Source organism: Phyllobacterium sp., from assembly GCF_037994405.1.
GTDB lineage: Bacteria > Pseudomonadota > Alphaproteobacteria > Rhizobiales > Rhizobiaceae > Phyllobacterium.
The window spans coordinates 1-15701 of the sequence record NZ_JBBNAN010000007.1 but is presented as its reverse complement, the minus strand read 5'-3'; the positions used below and the strand labels follow the sequence as shown (position 1 = coordinate 15701).

Genomic DNA, 15701 nt, shown 5'->3' with positions numbered 1-15701 from the left:
GCCATGATCCTCTCCACCTTTCTCACCGCAAGCAGACACTTGGGGTGACGCTATTGTCACGCCTTGAAAGACCTGACATCGATCATGATTCTAGCACGTCCGGCGTGCAAGTACGTAACGGTAACACGGCCACCCCGATCTGAGACTGGTTTCGTCCAGCGGCACCCGATGGTACCAAACCATATAGGCAACGGAACGCCGGGTGCGAGTACGTCATTCGGATTTGAATATAGTATTCGCATGAAAGGACTAAGGTGTGATATCTTGGACCTAAATTTACCCTGAGGTGCATTTTGACACTGACCGTTGCGAGGGGCCCTTCATTAACGGAGCAGGTTGGCGGCCATCTTTGTGGCCGAATTGAGCGTGGGACCGTGGGATGTGGCGAACCACTTAACCGGGCTGACGCTGGCATTCGTTATCAGTAAGGACAGGTAGGCAAAGCACTTCATTGAGGCAGAAAAGCTGGAGGAGAGGGCAGCCCGTTTACTGGCGGATTAACGATAACACGATCGGCATGGGAGGGCCGGATCATGGGAGTGAATCAGGATTTTCTTGTCCATGATGATCTGCGCTTCACGTCGTTCTTTCCGGATGGCGCGACGCTCGAGCAGATTGCAACGGGTTTCATCTGGGCGGAGGGGCCCGTATGGCTCAATGATACCCAGGAATTGCGCTTTTCCGACATTCCCAACAACAGGATGATGAGTTGGTCGCAGAAAAGCGGGCTTAGCATCTTCCGGCAGCCCTCCCAGCGTACCAATGGCAACACCCTGGACCGTACCGGCGCGATGGTTTCCTGCGAGCATGGGGGCCGTTGCATCAGCCGAACCGGAACAGACGGCAGTTACGAGGTGCTTGCTACGCACTGGAAGGGCAAACGCCTGAATTCGCCCAATGACGTGGTCGTCAAATCCGATGGTTCAATCTGGTTCACCGACCCACCCTACGGCATCATCTCCGACCACGAAGGCATTCGCGCTGAAACTGAGATCGGTGCCAACAATGTCTACCGGATCGATCCTGAGACGCGTCAGGTTGACGTCGTCGCCGATGATTTCGACAGGCCGAATGGACTGGCCTTTTCACCCGACGAATCCGTGCTTTATGTCGCAGATTCTGGTCGTGCGCGCGGCTTTGGCTTTGGCTTTGATGACCGCCGCCCGCATCACGTCCGCGCACTTGAGGTGATTGACGGGCGCAAGCTCGGCAAAAGCCAGGTGATCGCTGAAATCGACATGATTCCTGACGGACTGCGCGTCGATACAGAGGGCCTGCTTTGGATATCCGCGGAGGACGGCGTCCACTGCTACACGCCTTCCGGGATGAGGCTCGGCAGGATTCTCGTGCCGGAAGTCGTTGCCAACCTGACGTTTGGAGGCCCGCAGAGATCGCGCCTTTTCATAAGCGCGACGAGCTCAATCTACGCACTCGATACCGCACGGCGGGGTGCGCAGGTCCCGTAAGACTGCAAGAAGCCATAATAATCAAACAAGGAGGAGGAACCTAAAATGCATACGATACTCAAAGGCATGATGGCAGCTGCGGCTGTGAGTCTGGTAATGACTGTCTCCGCATTTGCTGCAGGGCCACAAATCGTGAAAGGGCCGAGTAAGGATGCGGAGTGCTTCAAGCCACTGACGCCGGAAACGAAGTATTTCCAGTGGCCGAAGAAGGAGGGTCCATACCGCGTTGCCCTTGCCAATGGCTTCATCGGCAATACCTGGCGCATCCAGATGATCCAGACCGCGAAGGCCTATGCTGCCCTGCCTGAGGTGAAGGCCAAGCTTAAGGAATTCAAGGTGGTTTCAACCGGGGACGACGTCGCGGCACAGATTGCTGCTGTCGATAATTTCATCAACTCCGGCTACGACGCCATTGTGGTCAATGCGCAAAACCCGACCGCATTCAAACCCGTTATCAAGCGCGCGAATGCTGCGGGTGTCATTCTGGTGGCCTTTGACAACACGCTCGACACCGATGAGGCAATTAATGTGAATGTGGATCAGAAAGGCCTCGGCGAATTGTGGGGCAACTGGCTGGTCAAGAATATTCCCGACAAAAAGGGCAAGCTGCTTGAGGTTCGCGGTGTGACAGGAACTTCGGTTGATCGGGACCGCCACGAAGGTATCCAGGAGGTCCTGAAAAAATCGGGTGGAAAATGGGAAACCGTGGAAGTCGTCGGCCGCTGGGACGATGGCACTGCCCAGAAGGTTGTGGCTGACGCGATCGCCGTTCACAAGCATTTCGATGGTGTATCGGTGCAAGGTGGTTCAACCGGGACGGTCCGCGCCATGATCGACGCCAAGCATCCTTTTGTGCCAGTTGGGGGTGAAACGGAAAATGGATTCCGCAAGCTCTGTGCGGAGTATTCCAAGGATGGACTGAAATGCACCTCCGCCGGTACGGGGCCTGCCCAGGTTGCCGTTGCCATTAAGACTGCAATCGCCGCGCTTGAGGGAGAGGTGGTCCCGCAGTCAATTACGCTCCCTTTGTCGATTGTAGAGGATCCGAATTTCAAGGACGGTGACAGCTATTACTCGAAGGAGACCGATAACTTCTTCGTCGGAAATTCCTTCCCAACCTGCGGGATCAATTTCAGCGCGCAGGAAATTATGGGCCAAACGAAGGCTGATCAGTAAATGGTCTTGCCCGGGGCGAAAATATTCGCCTCGGGCGTCAACTTTGGGAGTCCTCGTCTTGGATGCTGCACCAATTCTGGAAATGAGACACATTTCGAAACGCTATGGCGGCGTCGCTGCGCTCAACGACGTGGACTTTGTGGCCTATCCAGGTGAGATCCATGCGGTTCTTGGCGAGAATGGCGCGGGAAAATCGACATTGATCAAGATCGCCGCGGGGGTCACGGACCCGAGCGACGGTGAACTGTTTGTCGAAGGTAAACGGGTCAATTTTCGCAATCCCACCGAGGCGATGGCTGCAGGCGTTGTCTGCGTATTCCAGGAATTGTCGCTTCTGCCTGATTTGACCGTGGCCGATAACCTTTCGATTGTCTCGCCGCCGCGCCGAGCGGGATTGATCAACAGCCGCGCACAGCGCAAGCGGGCACGCGAGCTTTTGGCGATGATAGGGTGCGAGGACATTCATCCCCTTGAACTCGTACGCAACCTTCCGCTCTCCCGGCGCCAGATGGTCGAGATCGCCAAGGCTTTGGCGAAGCGCCCGAAGCTTCTCATTCTGGACGAGGCGACCTCGGCACTGACGGCCGCCGATGTCGAACGCGTCTATGCAATCATCCGCCGGCTGCGTTCCGAGGGCGTCGGCATTCTTTACGTTTCGCATCGGATGCATGAAATCGAGGCTCTTGCCGACTGCGCTACCGTATTTCGCAATGGGCGGCGGATTGAGACGTTCCGGAAAGGGGAGCGATCGGTGGGCGCGATCGTCCAGATGATGATTGGTCGCGAACTGAACCACCACTACCCCGAAAAGCCGGTGCCAAACCCTGCATCGCCAGTCGCGCTATCGGCGAGAAACCTGACTTGGGGTCAGCAACTGAGGGATATTTCTCTCGACGTCCGGAAGGGTGAAATCGTTGGGCTGGGCGGGCTTGATGGTCAAGGGCAACGGTCTTTGTTGTTTGCCCTCTTCGGAGTGTTGAAGGGTGTTTCAGGAACTGTCGAAGTTTTGGGTCGGCCACTTCGGCTATCCGGGCCCCGTTCCGCGATGCGAGCAGCGCTGCCAATGGCCTTGATCCCTGAAGACCGAAAGACGGAGGGGCTGATGTTGCCCATGAACGTCCGCGACAACATCAGCCTCGCGTCGCTGTCCCGGTTTCAGAAAGGATTGAGATTCGACAGACACAGCGAACACGCCGCTGTCGAAAGAATTATAGAAGGCCTGAATATCAAGATCGCTGATTTGGCTGCAGCCGTTTCTACCCTGTCGGGCGGCAATCAGCAGAAGGTCGTACTGGGCAAATGGCTGATGACAGGTCCCGGGGTCATCCTGCTCAATGATCCGACGCGCGGTATTGATGTCGGCACCAAACAGGAAGTCTATCGGCTGTTGCGAGATCTCGCCGACGATGGGGTGGCAGTCCTCTTCTACTCGACCGATTACGCCGAACTGATCGGCTGCTGTGATAGGGTCCTTGTTATGTATGACGGCGGTATTGCACGTGAACTGGCCGGCGAGGCTCTCAACGAGCGGATGATGATCGAGACTGCGCTGAACGTCGACGGCAAGGGGCAGGCGGCATGAACGATATCCGACACCGCATTTCTCACAATGGTGGACTGCTTGCTGCGGTCGCCCTTTTCGTCGTCATGTTCACTATCTACGTCAGCAACCATCCGGCTGGACTTACTGCGGCGGTTGCCGCGACCGCCGCGAACAAGGCCGTTCTGCTGGCCCTTGTTGCTATGGCTCAAACATTGCCGGTGTTGACGCGCGGCCTCGACCTGTCCGTAGGCATGGTGTTCATTCTCACCAATTGCATGGCCTCTGCGATTGTGGTGGGCACGATCGGCGAGGGCTTCCTTGGCATCGTTGCGGTGCTGGCGACGGGTGCATTGGCAGGATTTCTCAATGGCGCGATTGTCGTTTGGGGCAGACTTCAGCCAATCATCACAACGTTGGCGACCGGTGCCATCTATTATGGAATAGCGCTCTATATTCGTCCTGGTCCCGGCGGCGACGTCCAATCGGACATCGCTGATTATGCGACCGGCCAACTGTTCGGCGTCGTTCCTATGGCGCTCATTATTCTTCTTGGCGTCGTCGTATTCATTTGGCTGCCCTACCGGAATTCGATCCTGGGGCGCGCCGCCTATGCTGTCGGATCGAATGAGCAGGCGGCCTATATGTCCGGGGTTCCCGTGCAGCGGGCTAAACTCCTGGCCTACACGTTGGCTGGTTTCCTTGCTGCACTGGGCGGCCTGATGCTTACCTTCAACACCTATTCCGGCGAGGCTTCAGCACCCATAGCGGGAACCTACACGCTTAACTCCATCGCAGCGGTGGTGATCGGCGGAACGTCGCTCTTCGGCGGCTGGGGTTCGGCCATCGGCTCGATTTTCGGTGCTTTCGTGCTCCGCACGATCGAGGATTTGCTGTTTGTCTTCAATCTTGATCCGCTCTGGCAGCCCTTGTTTCAGGGCGTTGTCCTGCTTGCCGCCGTCAGTCTCGGAGCGCTTCGTGTCTTGCGCATTCGAAATCGCCTGGAACTCTTCGCATGAACGACCCAAAGCTCGAGGCCAGCACAATTCCTGTCCTTCGTTTTTCCCTGGACCGATCGGTGTTGATTGCGTTCGGCTGCATCATCCTCATGCTCCTTGGTGGAGCGCTCTATTCCCGTGAATTCCTGTCGCCGGAATATCTGCTGCAACAACTGCAGATAAGCGCCTTCCTCGGCATTATCGCGTCAGGCGCAATGATGGTTATCCTGATCGGGCATATCGATCTTTCGATCCCCTGGACGGTGACGCTTGGCGCCATGATGGCAACGGCCGTGGCCGGATGGTATGGCAGTATGGGTAATCTTGTCGCCATTCCGGTTGGTGTGCTCTGCGGTGCACTGGTGGGGTTGCTGAACGGATTGGGCGTTGCCTATCTACGGTTACCGTCGATGATCTTCACGCTTGGCATGAATGCAGTCGTGCAAGGACTGATGGTATTGCATACGGGCGGATTCGCACCGCAGGACCACGCCACTGATGCGATGCATTTTCTGGCTGTCGGCAGGCCGGTATTCGGTATCCCGAATGCGCTGTTCATCTGGATCATCGTTGGAGCGTTCATAACGTTCCTTCTGACCCGCACAGCGTTTGGCCGGCGTGTATATGCGGTTGGTAACCGGGAGACTGCTGCCTATCTCTCTGGTGTCAACACCAATGCTGTAATCATATGGTGTTTTGTGCTGTCGGGCGCTGCAGCAGCTTTTGCCGGCGTCCTTTTGGCCGGTTATTCAACCAAGGCCTATCAGGCGATGGGCGATCCTTATTTGCTGCCAGCAATTGCTGCGGTCGTGCTTGGGGGCACTAATATTCTTGGCGGGCGCGGCAATTATCTAGGCACGATCGCCGGCGTCATCCTCATCACGCTACTGCAGTCGATCCTCGCGGTCATGCAAATGCCGGAAGCCGGGCGGCAGGTGATATACGGCGTCGTCATCCTCGCCATGCTACTCGCCTATGGACGAAGCGAAGTCGATCGAAAATAGGCCAATAGGCGGTGGGCCAGTTCCACTTTTTAGGGCAGTGGCCTTAGAACGCTGACAGCTGCACGATCGAGATGCCGTAAAAGATATAGGCACCGATAGCCGCCGTGATTGCGATAACAATCAACATTGCCCCATCTGTTAGCTCAAACATTTCAACCCCCTTTTTTTGTTTTTCGCCATTGTAGCAAATTGCAATGCATTTGGATGCCTACCAACGCGGGCTAATCATGCTGGGTTAGTTGACGGATTACTGACGGCACTGTTGGTTCCAGCAGGTGCTAGTTTGATTGATCCAGTGCACGTGGTGGTGGTTGGCCGGGCCGATCTATCCCGTTCAGCGGAAACACTGCCATCAGTCCGGGCAATAGGAGCGTAATGAAAGGCCTAAGGCGTAGACGGGGCCGCGACCGCCGGCATGGGAGCATTGTTTGGTGCCGGCTCCTCCTTACCGAGCAACGCCAGAGCTCCCAACAGGGCGAACAGGATCAGAAACGCCGCAACCATTACGCATTGGTGTATCATCGTGTATCTCCGCTCTTACTATAACCGGCATAGGCGCGAAGGGTTACCCATCATTTAAATTTTAAGGATTTAGAGCCGTCCCACACCTTGAGGGCATGCAGAAGGGTGGTTGTGATGAGGCCTATAGGGGCGAGATGCAATAAATGTTGGGAACCGCGAATGATGTTCCTCGTTTCTGAAGATGCGTGCATTGCCTTTTCATCGCGTGACAATCATGACGCAGGCCGCTGGGCGAATATTGAACGTTGCTTCAGTTGAAGAAGCGACGGAAGTCCTTCTGCAGCACTGGCCGGCCGAGGGTAAGGGCAAAAAATACAAGGCTGCCCGCCAAGCCTGTCTTGACGCACTGGAAGGGAGAGAAACCGCAAGGCATGCAAGATCGGCTTTCATCGCTGCTGCAAAGGAAGCCGATATTTACGTCAAAGAGCGCACTCCTACGCCGGCCAATCCTTAACTGCGCGCCTTTCGTGCGGGGCTCATAATGTGCCCATCGGCGGCGAGCGATATTGCTTGGCCAATTGAAAGCTCGGAACAAGCGCGTGAAATTGCGTCACGTTACCGCCGCCGGCGGCTCCGAACGTGTTACCGCCTTGTGCAGGTGCACCATCATCGCAGCGGCGAACAAGGGCGTGAGCAGGTTGAGGATCGGGACTGCCATGAAGGCGGCAATGATCAGGCCGGCCAGGAACACCGTCGTTGAATGCCTGGAGCGCAGGGCCTTTGCCTCGATTTCAGGTCGAAAACGCATGGCGGCGAACTCGAAGAACTCGCGCCCGAGCAGATAGCCATTGACGATGAAGAAGGCGATGATGTTGACGCCGGGGATCAAGAGCAACAACAGCGCGACGATGTTGCCGGCAATGACAACGCCCATGAATTTGATCGAGAGAACGAACGAGCGGAATGCGGGCAGCGGTCTGCCCTTCGGATCGAGCGGATAGTCTTCCTTTTCCACCAGTTCGGCAACATCGTCGAGAAAGAGGCCTGCCACGATCGCCGTGACTGGCGCAATTAGCAACGCCAGCCCGAGGGCAAGCCCTAAACTGGCAAGAATCCCTGCAATGAAGCCAATCCATCCCGTCCATGAAGGAAGGTCCGGCATCATCTGGTCGACAAATGGCCAGGCGAGTGTTTCGAACAATTCGCGCAGGCCGAACCATACGCCGATGAGCAGCAAAATGGTCAATCCAAGCGATTTCCATAGGACGGTGCGGAATTCCGGACGAAACAGATGACTGGCCGCAGCGCGGGCGCTTTCAAAGATCATTTACAAGCTCGCTTTCCAAGGACCCCGAGTGCCCGACATAGGAGCGCCTCCGCGCAGGGACAAGGCGGTGCACGAAAGAAGGGGTGGTCAATCGACCACTTACGCGCTAGAGCAAGGGCAAACAACCGCCAACAGCTACGGCCAATTCAATCCCGGAGTTTTCATGTCCAGTTTTGACGTGCTCTGCATCGGCAATGCCATTGTCGACATCATTGCCCGCACCGATGACGATTTCATCATCAAGAACGGTATCATCAAGAATGCAATGAATCTGATTGATGCCGATCGTGCGGAGTTTCTCTACGAGCGCATGGGACCGGCGATCGAAGCTTCGGGCGGAAGTGCCGGCAACACGGCAGCAGGCGTCGCCAGTCTTGGCGGACGCGCGGCCTATTTCGGCAAAGTGGCGGACGATCAGCTCGGCCACGTGTTTACCCATGACATTCGTGCCCAGGGCGTTGCGTTCGACACGCGGGTTCTCGCTTCGCCGCCACCCACCGCTCGCTCGATGATCTTCGTGACGCCCGATGGTGAGCGCTCGATGAATACCTATCTTGGTGCTTGCGTCGAGCTTGGACCCGAAGACGTGGAAAGCTCCAAGGTTTCCGAAGCCAAGGTGACCTATTTCGAAGGTTATCTTTGGGATCCGCCGCGCGCCAAGGAGGCAATCCGTCTATCGGCGAAGATCGCGCATGAACACAAGCGCGAAGTGTCGATGACCCTGTCCGACCCTTTCTGCGTCGACCGCTACCGCGATGAATTCCTCGACCTGATGCGCTCAGGCACGGTCGATATCGTTTTTGCCAATGAAGCCGAGTTGAAATCGCTCTACCAGACGCATGATTTCGAAAAGGGTCTTGAACTGATCCGCAAGGATTGCAGGCTGGCGGTGGTCACCCGTTCGGAAAAGGGTTCGGTCGTCGTATCGAACGATGAAACAGTTGCGGTGCCGGCGATCGAGATTGCCGAACTGGTCGACACGACCGGAGCGGGCGATCTCTACGCGGCTGGCTTCCTCTTCGGCTACACGAATGGTCGCACGCTCACCGATTGTGCGCGGCTCGGTTCGCTGACTGCAGGTCTGGTCATTCAGCAGATTGGCCCGCGCCCCCAGCTCAACCTGAAGCTTGCCGCTGAGCAGGCGGGCCTACTTTGACCTTATATAGCCCTCGCGCTTGAGTTCCTCGGGTGTTCGGCCGGGCTTGTGATAGGTTGGCAGTGCCCAGCCGAAATAAAGCGCGCCGCCGCGTACCACAAAGGCGGCGAGCGCAGCGGCAATCGCCGACAGTTCCAGTTCAAAAGACAGAGCATGAAGGATTATGTAGGCGACCGACCCGGCAAGGGCGGCCGTCACGTAGATTTCGCGCCGCATCAGCACCGATGGCTCTCCGGAAATGATGTCTCGCAGGATACCGCCGAACGTTGCTGTCATGATACCGGTAACGACCGCAATGCTCCAATCAAAGCCGAGCGCCAGGCTTTTTGCGGCCCCGATGACGCTATAGGCGGCAAGACCGATGGCATCGAGCCATAGGAGAACGCGATAACGCGATTCGAGCAGATTGGCGGAGAAATAGACAAGGACCGCAGCGCCGGCGCAGACCAGCAGATTGCCGGGATCCTTGACCCAGAATACCGGGACGCCAAGGATCAGATCGCGCAGCGTACCGCCGCCAATGCCGGTGACGGCCGCCAGGAAGATGAAGGCGATGATGTCAAGCTGGCGACGCGATGCCGCCAACGCACCTGTTGCGGCAAAGACGAATATCCCGGCATAGTTGAACAGCTGAATCATGGTCATCGGCAGTTCCCCTTGCGCCGTTATCGGCACACGATAGAGCATGATCCGTCAAAATGAAAAGAGCCGCATTCCGGCAACGAAATGCGGCTCTCAAACGCAATAGGGCAAATCAGATCAGGCGTCTTTTTCCGCCTGCGGATTGATCGGGCCGGGTTCCGGCTGGTCTTCGCCTGCCGCCTGTTTGGGGCCGCCCTTCGAAACGCCGACCAGTGCCGGACGCAACATGCGGTCGCCAATGACAAAGCCTGCCTGGGCAACCTGCAGCACGGTGTTGTGCGGCATGTCGGCATTCGGAATCTCGAACATCGCCTGGTGGAAGTTCGGATCAAACTTCTGGCCCAGAGGTTCGATCTTCTTGACGCCGTGGCGTTCCATCGCTGTCATCATGGCGCGTTCGGTCATCTCGACGCCTTCAACAAGGCTTTTCAGTCCCGTATCGCCATTGGTGAGTGCCTCGGCCGGGATGGCTTCAAGCGCGCGCTGCAGATTGTCGGAAACGGAGAGCATGTCGCGGGCGAAATTGGCGACGGAATAGGCGCGAGCATCATGGACATCGCGGGCTGTGCGCTTGCGCAGATTTTCCATGTCGGCAGCGAGCCTGAGCAGTTGGTCCTTCAGGTCACCATTCTCGGCACGCAGCTTGTCGAGTTCGGCCCAGTTATTGGCCTGTGCCTCGATTTCGTCGTCCTTGGCCATCGCATATTCTTCGGCCTTGCGTGATTTCAGAAAATCATCGGCAGCGCGCTTCAGCGCATCGCGATCGCGCGGATTCTTCAAGTCACGCTGGTCGAGATCGGGTGTGTCGTGATTTTTCTTGTCTTCAGCCATGTATCCTGTCCGTTCATTATTCGTAAGTTGCGCTGGATATCGAGCTTTAGCCCATAAAAATCAAGTGCAAATGACTATCGGAGCAGGCGCGATACAAGTTGTGCCGTGTAATCGACCATGGGCACGATGCGCGCATAGTTGAGCCGCGTCGGACCAATGACACCGAGCGCGCCAATCACCCGCTGGTCCGAATCGCGATAAGGGGCGATGACCAGCGACGAGCCCGAGAGCGAAAACAGCTTGTTTTCCGAACCGATGAAAATACGCACGCCCGGTCCTGCCTCGGCCAGATCGAGCAGCTGCAGCGTCCCTTCCTTGGTTTCGAGATCATCAAACAGGTGGCGTAGGCGCTCCAGGTCGGCTTCGGCATTGACCGATTCAAGCAGATTGCCGCGTCCGCGAACGATCAGCCGCGCCGGCTGGCCGCCTCCGGCACCACCCCATATGGCAAGGCCCTGTTCGACCAGGTGTTGCGACAGGGCGTCGAGCGCCTGTTGCGTTTCCTCCTTCAGCCGGGCGATTTCCTGCCGCGCCTCGGTGATGGTACGGCCCTGAATATGCGCGTTGAGGAAATTCGATGCCTCGATCAACTGCGATGGCGTAACGCCGACGGGCAGATCAATAACGCGATTTTCGATATCGCCGCTCTGGGTGACGAGTACGGCCAAAGCCTTCGTCGGCTCGAGGCGCACGAATTCGATATGCTTGAGCGCACCCTCCGCCTTTGCGGCGAGAACGAGACCCGCGCCACGCGACATACCAGACAGAATCTGGCTCGCCTGTGTCAGGACGCTTTCCGGAGAATGGGTTTCGCCAGCGGCCCGCACCTGCGCCTCGATCGAATTGCGTTCGGCCGAAGAGAGATCGCCAACTTCCATGAAGGCATCGACGAAGAAGCGCAGGCCAAGCTGCGTCGGCAGGCGTCCCGCCGAGATATGTGGGGCATAGACGAGACCGAGATGTTCAAGATCGCTCATCACATTGCGGATAGTCGCGGGGGAGAGCGAGACAGGCAGGATGCGCGAAAGATTGCGCGATCCGACCGGCTCGCCGTCACCCAGATAGCTCTCGACGATCCGCCGGAAAATATCGCGCGATCGCTGGTCAAGCGATTGCAATGTTTCCGGAACCACGGGCTTGTTCATCGTGCCTCATACATTGTCTCTGCGACTGGCAGCATAGCTCTAGATATAAGCATTGTCCTGCCATTCATCAAAGCCTTTGCTTCGCATGCCCTTTGCTCTAAAAGGCCGGACCAGCATATTTTTCAAAGAGGTCTTTCAATGCGTCCTTCCAAACGAGCCCCCGATGAAATGCGCGCCATTTCTTTTGAACGCGCCGTTTCCAAACATGCCGAGGGCTCGTGCCTGGTCAAATTCGGCGACACCCACGTGCTGTGCACTGCCAGTCTTGAGGAAAAAGTGCCCGGCTGGATGCGCAATACCGGCAAAGGCTGGGTGACGGCGGAATATGGGATGCTGCCCCGCTCGACCGGCGATCGTATGCGCCGCGAGGCGTCCTCTGGCAAGCAAGGCGGCCGTACGTTGGAAATTCAGCGTTTGATTGCCCGTTCGCTGCGCGCGGTGGTCGACCTGCAGGCTTTGGGCGAAGTCCAGATCACTGTCGATTGCGATGTCATCCAGGCCGATGGCGGCACCCGTACCGCAGCGATCACCGGTGGCTGGGTTGCACTTCACGAATGCCTGCGCTGGATGGAAACGCGCCAGATGCTCAAGGTGGAGAAGGTCCTGAAGGACCATGTCGCTGCCATTTCCTGCGGCATTTCCGACGGCACGCCGGTCATCGATCTCGACTATCAGGAGGATTCGACAGCCCAGACTGACGCCAATTTCGTCATGACGGGCAAGGGTGGTATCGTTGAAGTGCAGGGAACGGCCGAAGGCGAGCCCTTCTCCGAAGAGGAACTGCTTGCGCTGATGGGCCTTGCCCGCAACGGGATCACGCGGCTGGTTTCCCTGCAGAAAATGGCCGTCAGCTAGAAGACGAGAACCATGCAGCCTTCCGGAATATTGGAAACCGCGCTTTATGTTACCGATGTCGAGGCAGCGGCACAGTTTTATGGCGGCTTGCTCGGGCTAGAGGTGATCCTGCGTGCGGGCGATGAATCGGTGTTCTTCCGCTGCGGGTCTGGTGTGCTTATCCTGTTCAATGCGAATAAGCTGAAGGACCGGCCCAAAGGCGGGTTGCCGATACCCTCGCATGGTGCAACAGGCCCGGGTCACGTGTGTTTTAGCGCGACCCGCGATGAAATCGCCAGCTGGAAATCCCATCTGGAGGTGCATGGTGTCGCCATTGAAAGTGAATTCGATTGGCCGAATGGTGCACATTCGCTGTATTTCCGCGATCCGTCGGGAAACTCGATTGAATTTGCGGAACCAAAACTATGGAATTTGCAATGAAAACACTCGAAAAGGGCAAGCTGCTCGTTGCCAGTCATAACCAGGGCAAGATCAATGAAATGATCGATTTGCTCGGACCTTTCGGCTTCGAAGTGGTGTCGGCTGGCGATCTCGGTCTGCCTGAACCGGACGAGACCGGTACGACCTTCGAGGAAAACGCCTACATCAAGGCTTTCGCCGCCGCCAAGGCGACAGGTCTTGTGGCGCTTTCCGATGATTCAGGCCTTTGCGTCGATGCCTTGGGCGGCAATCCCGGTGTCTATACGGCCAACTGGGCCGAACTGCCGGACGGCAAGCGTGACTTCGCCCACGGCATGCAGAAGGTCGAGAAGGCGCTGCAGGAAAAGGGCGCAAATGCCCCCGAAGATCGTAGCGGACGTTTCGTTTCGGTCATCTGCCTGGCCTGGCCCGACGGCGAAGCCAATTATTATCGCGGCGAGGTGGAAGGCGAGATCGTCTGGCCCCCGCGCGGTACGGCGGGTTTCGGCTACGATCCGGTATTCAAGCCCCAAGGCTATGACACCACCTTCGGCGAGATGACCGCACAACAGAAGCATGGCTGGAAGCCAGGTGATAGCGATGCGCTGTCGCATCGCGCCCGAGCCTTTCAGCGCCTTGCCAAAGATTGTCTGGACGCCGGATGAATCACCCCGACAAAGGCGAGACCGGCTTCGGCGTCTATGTCCATTGGCCATTCTGTATGACCAAATGCCCTTATTGCGACTTCAATTCCCATGTCCGGCATCAGCCGGTTGACCAGCCGCGCTTTGCAGCCGCTTTTGCGCGTGAAATGGCAACGATGCGCGAGCGCACTGGCCGGCGCACGGTTTCCAGCATTTTCCTCGGCGGTGGCACGCCGTCGCTGATGCAATCTGAGACGGTTGCGTCGATCCTCAATGAAATTGCCCGTAACTGGCACGTGCCGGATGATATCGAGATTACGCTGGAGGCCAATCCGACCAGCGTAGAAGCGGACCGCTTTCGCGGCTATCGCGCCGCCGGCGTCAACCGCGTTTCGCTTGGCGTGCAGGCGCTCAACGATCCCGACCTGCGCCGGCTTGGCCGTATGCACAGCGTCGACGAAGCACTGGTGGCGATCAAACTGGCCAGGGAGATTTTCCCGCGGCTTTCCTTCGACCTGATCTATGCGCGCCCCGATCAAAGCATAGGGGCCTGGCGTGAGGAACTCGCCAAGGCTATTTCCTATGCAGCCGACCATCTGTCGCTTTATCAACTGACGATCGAAGAGGGCACGCCGTTCTACAATCTGTGGAAAGCCGGCAAACTGATAACGCCCGACGGTGATCATGCGGCGGCGCTTTATGCGCAAACCCAGGATGTGACCGCACAGCACGGCCTTCCAGCCTATGAGATTTCCAATCATGCCGTGCCCGGCGCGGAGTCGCAGCATAATCTCGTCTACTGGCGCTATGGCGAATATGTCGGCGTCGGTCCGGGAGCTCATGGGCGTTTCATCGAAAATGGCACGCGCGCCGTGACCATCACCGAGCGCCACCCCGAAACCTGGGTGCAAAAAGTCGAGTCCGGCGGCCATGGCGTGGTCGAGGAGGAGTCTCTTACCCATGACCAGGAGGGTGATGAATTCCTGCTGATGGGATTGCGCCTGGTCGAAGGTATCGATCTTGCCCGCTACGAGCGGCTGACCGGCCATAGCGTCAAGGAAAAGCGCGTGGTTTCCTTGGCTGAACAGGGCCTCATCGAATATATCGGCAATAGCCGTATTCGCACGACACCGGAAGGGGCTATCGTGCTGAATGCGGTCATCGCCGATCTGGCAGCGTGAGGAAAAGTCTTGTCTGGAGCGGATGCCCCAAAATCTGCCGATAAAGAGCGGGACTATCAGATCGGGACCGCGTCGTTCCGCGCCCGTCCGCTGGAGCCTGCCCTCTATATCGTGGCAACACCCATCGGCAACCTTGGCGACATGACGATCCGCGGTATCGAGACGTTGGCGGCGGCGGACATCATCGCCTGCGAGGATACGCGGGTGAGCCGCGTCCTGTTCGATCGCTACGGTATTTCGCGTCGTCCCTATGCCTATCACGAACACAATGCCGATCAGGCAGGTCCAAAGCTCATCGAGGCGCTGCTTGCCGGCAAGAGCGTCGCATTGGTATCCGATGCGGGCACGCCGCTTGTTTCCGACCCGGGAGGGCGCCTGGTCCCGGAAGCCAAAGCCGCGGGCATTCGGGTCGTACCGATCCCCGGCGCGTCATCGGTTCTGGCGGCACTGACCGCGTCCGGTTTGTTCAAGGATGCATTTTATTTTGCCGGCTTTCTATCATCGAAACAGGGGCAGCGCCGGGCAAAGCTCGAATCGCTGAAGACCCTCGACGCCGCGCTGGTCTTCTTTGAATCGCCCAACCGGGCGGCGACAACGCTGGCCGATATGGTCAAGGTCTTCGGATCCGAGCGCCAGGCTTCGCTATGCCGCGAACTCACGAAGACCTATGAGACAATAACCACCCTGCCGCTGAAAGATCTCGCTGCGGAATTCGGCGGCGAAGATCGTATCCGCGGCGAGGTGGTGCTGGTCATTGGCCCGCCGCACGCGGATGAGAATGTGCCGCGCTCCAACGACGATATTGATGCATTGTTGCGCGCGCTGATCCTCGAAATGCCCCCGGCCAAGGCGGCCGGCGAAGCCGCGCGCATGAC

At 57.6% G+C, this 15701-nt stretch carries 17 protein-coding genes; 12 read left to right on the top strand and 5 right to left on the bottom strand.

What is annotated here, in order from left to right; translation table 11 throughout:
- The first annotated feature begins 533 nt into the window (after positions 1 to 533).
- The 5 genes from AAAC48_RS00540 to AAAC48_RS00520 all read left to right on the top strand — a co-directional run bounded on the left by AAAC48_RS00540 (position 534) and on the right by AAAC48_RS00520 (position 6184).
- A complete protein-coding gene (locus AAAC48_RS00540) occupies positions 534 to 1466 on the top strand; it encodes an SMP-30/gluconolactonase/LRE family protein (protein WP_340652297.1) in 933 nt (310 codons plus the stop codon).
- 45 nt (positions 1467 to 1511) lie between these two features.
- The gene (locus tag AAAC48_RS00535) at positions 1512 to 2642 is read left to right on the top strand and encodes a sugar ABC transporter substrate-binding protein (RefSeq protein WP_340652296.1); all 1131 of its coding nucleotides are present in this window, start codon (positions 1512 to 1514) and stop codon (positions 2640 to 2642) included.
- A gap of 82 nt (positions 2643 to 2724) precedes the next feature.
- The gene (locus AAAC48_RS00530; RefSeq protein WP_340652298.1) at positions 2725 to 4224 is read left to right on the top strand and encodes a sugar ABC transporter ATP-binding protein; all 1500 of its coding nucleotides are present in this window, start codon (positions 2725 to 2727) and stop codon (positions 4222 to 4224) included.
- Positions 4221 to 5201: an ABC transporter permease gene (locus AAAC48_RS00525; RefSeq protein ID WP_340652295.1), complete on the top strand. Its 981-nt coding sequence runs from the start codon at positions 4221 to 4223 to the stop codon at positions 5199 to 5201. Before AAAC48_RS00530 ends, AAAC48_RS00525 begins: the two co-directional genes overlap by 4 nt.
- A complete protein-coding gene (locus AAAC48_RS00520; protein WP_340652294.1) occupies positions 5198 to 6184 on the top strand; it encodes an ABC transporter permease in 987 nt (328 codons plus the stop codon). Before AAAC48_RS00525 ends, AAAC48_RS00520 begins: the two co-directional genes overlap by 4 nt.
- Before the next feature lie 384 nt (positions 6185 to 6568).
- On the opposite strand, the gene AAAC48_RS00515 is transcribed toward AAAC48_RS00520, so the two are convergent.
- Positions 6569 to 6706, bottom strand: a complete 138-nt coding sequence (locus AAAC48_RS00515; RefSeq protein ID WP_340652293.1) for a hypothetical protein — start codon at positions 6704 to 6706, stop codon at positions 6569 to 6571.
- 214 nt (positions 6707 to 6920) lie between these two features.
- On the opposite strand from AAAC48_RS00515, the gene AAAC48_RS00510 reads away from it, so the two are divergent.
- A complete protein-coding gene (locus AAAC48_RS00510; RefSeq protein WP_340652292.1) occupies positions 6921 to 7160 on the top strand; it encodes a DUF982 domain-containing protein in 240 nt (79 codons plus the stop codon).
- A 96-nt stretch (positions 7161 to 7256) separates the two neighbouring features.
- Here the strand turns inward: AAAC48_RS00510 and AAAC48_RS00505 are convergent, their stop codons facing one another.
- Positions 7257 to 7973, bottom strand: coding sequence for a sulfate transporter family protein (locus AAAC48_RS00505; RefSeq protein ID WP_340652291.1), 717 nt, complete (start codon positions 7971 to 7973; stop codon positions 7257 to 7259).
- 163 nt (positions 7974 to 8136) lie between these two features.
- On the opposite strand from AAAC48_RS00505, the gene AAAC48_RS00500 reads away from it, so the two are divergent.
- Complete coding sequence (locus AAAC48_RS00500) at positions 8137 to 9129, top strand: adenosine kinase (protein ID WP_340652290.1); 993 nt, start codon at positions 8137 to 8139, stop codon at positions 9127 to 9129.
- Here the strand turns inward: AAAC48_RS00500 and AAAC48_RS00495 are convergent.
- The 3 genes from AAAC48_RS00495 to hrcA form a co-directional block, all read right to left on the bottom strand.
- Entirely contained in the window at positions 9121 to 9774 is a 654-nt protein-coding gene (locus AAAC48_RS00495) for a trimeric intracellular cation channel family protein (RefSeq protein WP_340652289.1), read from the bottom strand. The two genes, AAAC48_RS00500 and AAAC48_RS00495, sit on opposite strands and share 9 nt — an antisense overlap.
- A gap of 114 nt (positions 9775 to 9888) precedes the next feature.
- Positions 9889 to 10602 (bottom strand): nucleotide exchange factor GrpE, encoded by a 714-nt coding sequence (gene grpE, locus AAAC48_RS00490; RefSeq protein ID WP_340652288.1) that lies wholly within the window; start codon positions 10600 to 10602, stop codon positions 9889 to 9891.
- Positions 10603 to 10676: 74 nt separating this feature from the next.
- On the bottom strand, positions 10677 to 11747 hold the full coding sequence (hrcA, locus tag AAAC48_RS00485; RefSeq protein ID WP_340652287.1) for a heat-inducible transcriptional repressor HrcA: 1071 nt from the start codon (positions 11745 to 11747) through the stop codon (positions 10677 to 10679).
- Between the two features lie 138 nt (positions 11748 to 11885).
- Here hrcA and rph point away from each other — a divergent pair, with 138 nt between their 5' ends.
- From rph to rsmI, 5 genes are all read left to right on the top strand, one after another.
- A complete protein-coding gene (gene rph / locus AAAC48_RS00480; protein ID WP_340652286.1) occupies positions 11886 to 12602 on the top strand; it encodes a ribonuclease PH in 717 nt (238 codons plus the stop codon).
- 12 nt (positions 12603 to 12614) lie between these two features.
- A complete protein-coding gene (locus tag AAAC48_RS00475) occupies positions 12615 to 13022 on the top strand; it encodes a VOC family protein (protein ID WP_340652285.1) in 408 nt (135 codons plus the stop codon).
- The gene (rdgB, locus tag AAAC48_RS00470) at positions 13019 to 13666 is read left to right on the top strand and encodes an RdgB/HAM1 family non-canonical purine NTP pyrophosphatase (RefSeq protein WP_340652284.1); all 648 of its coding nucleotides are present in this window, start codon (positions 13019 to 13021) and stop codon (positions 13664 to 13666) included. The genes AAAC48_RS00475 and rdgB overlap by 4 nt, the downstream gene beginning before the upstream one ends.
- On the top strand, positions 13663 to 14826 hold the full coding sequence (hemW, locus tag AAAC48_RS00465) for a radical SAM family heme chaperone HemW (protein WP_340652283.1): 1164 nt from the start codon (positions 13663 to 13665) through the stop codon (positions 14824 to 14826). Before rdgB ends, hemW begins: the two co-directional genes overlap by 4 nt.
- Positions 14827 to 14835: 9 nt before the next feature.
- Positions 14836 to 15701 (top strand): 16S rRNA (cytidine(1402)-2'-O)-methyltransferase (gene rsmI / locus AAAC48_RS00460; protein ID WP_340652282.1); only part of this gene is annotated, 866 nt, incomplete at its 3' end.

Excerpts from the sequence above, each read along its gene's own strand:
- rph (WP_340652286.1), top strand. The coding sequence starts at position 11,886 with ATGCGTCCTTCCAAACGAGCCCCCGATGAAATGCGCGCCATTTCTTTT.
- hrcA (WP_340652287.1), bottom strand. The coding sequence starts at position 11,747 with ATGAACAAGCCCGTGGTTCCGGAAACATTGCAATCGCTTGACCAGCGA.
- AAAC48_RS00500 (WP_340652290.1), top strand. The coding sequence starts at position 8,137 with ATGTCCAGTTTTGACGTGCTCTGCATCGGCAATGCCATTGTCGACATC.
- AAAC48_RS00475 (WP_340652285.1), top strand. The coding sequence starts at position 12,615 with ATGCAGCCTTCCGGAATATTGGAAACCGCGCTTTATGTTACCGATGTC.
- rdgB (WP_340652284.1), top strand. The coding sequence starts at position 13,019 with ATGAAAACACTCGAAAAGGGCAAGCTGCTCGTTGCCAGTCATAACCAG.
- AAAC48_RS00515 (WP_340652293.1), bottom strand. The coding sequence starts at position 6,706 with ATGATACACCAATGCGTAATGGTTGCGGCGTTTCTGATCCTGTTCGCC.
- AAAC48_RS00530 (WP_340652298.1), top strand. The coding sequence starts at position 2,725 with ATGAGACACATTTCGAAACGCTATGGCGGCGTCGCTGCGCTCAACGAC.
- AAAC48_RS00505 (WP_340652291.1), bottom strand. The coding sequence starts at position 7,973 with ATGATCTTTGAAAGCGCCCGCGCTGCGGCCAGTCATCTGTTTCGTCCG.
- AAAC48_RS00510 (WP_340652292.1), top strand. The coding sequence starts at position 6,921 with ATGACGCAGGCCGCTGGGCGAATATTGAACGTTGCTTCAGTTGAAGAA.
- AAAC48_RS00495 (WP_340652289.1), bottom strand. The coding sequence starts at position 9,774 with ATGACCATGATTCAGCTGTTCAACTATGCCGGGATATTCGTCTTTGCC.
- AAAC48_RS00520 (WP_340652294.1), top strand. The coding sequence starts at position 5,198 with ATGAACGACCCAAAGCTCGAGGCCAGCACAATTCCTGTCCTTCGTTTT.
- grpE (WP_340652288.1), bottom strand. The coding sequence starts at position 10,602 with ATGGCTGAAGACAAGAAAAATCACGACACACCCGATCTCGACCAGCGT.
- AAAC48_RS00525 (WP_340652295.1), top strand. The coding sequence starts at position 4,221 with ATGAACGATATCCGACACCGCATTTCTCACAATGGTGGACTGCTTGCT.
- AAAC48_RS00540 (WP_340652297.1), top strand. The coding sequence starts at position 534 with ATGGGAGTGAATCAGGATTTTCTTGTCCATGATGATCTGCGCTTCACG.
- AAAC48_RS00535 (WP_340652296.1), top strand. The coding sequence starts at position 1,512 with ATGCATACGATACTCAAAGGCATGATGGCAGCTGCGGCTGTGAGTCTG.
- hemW (WP_340652283.1), top strand. The coding sequence starts at position 13,663 with ATGAATCACCCCGACAAAGGCGAGACCGGCTTCGGCGTCTATGTCCAT.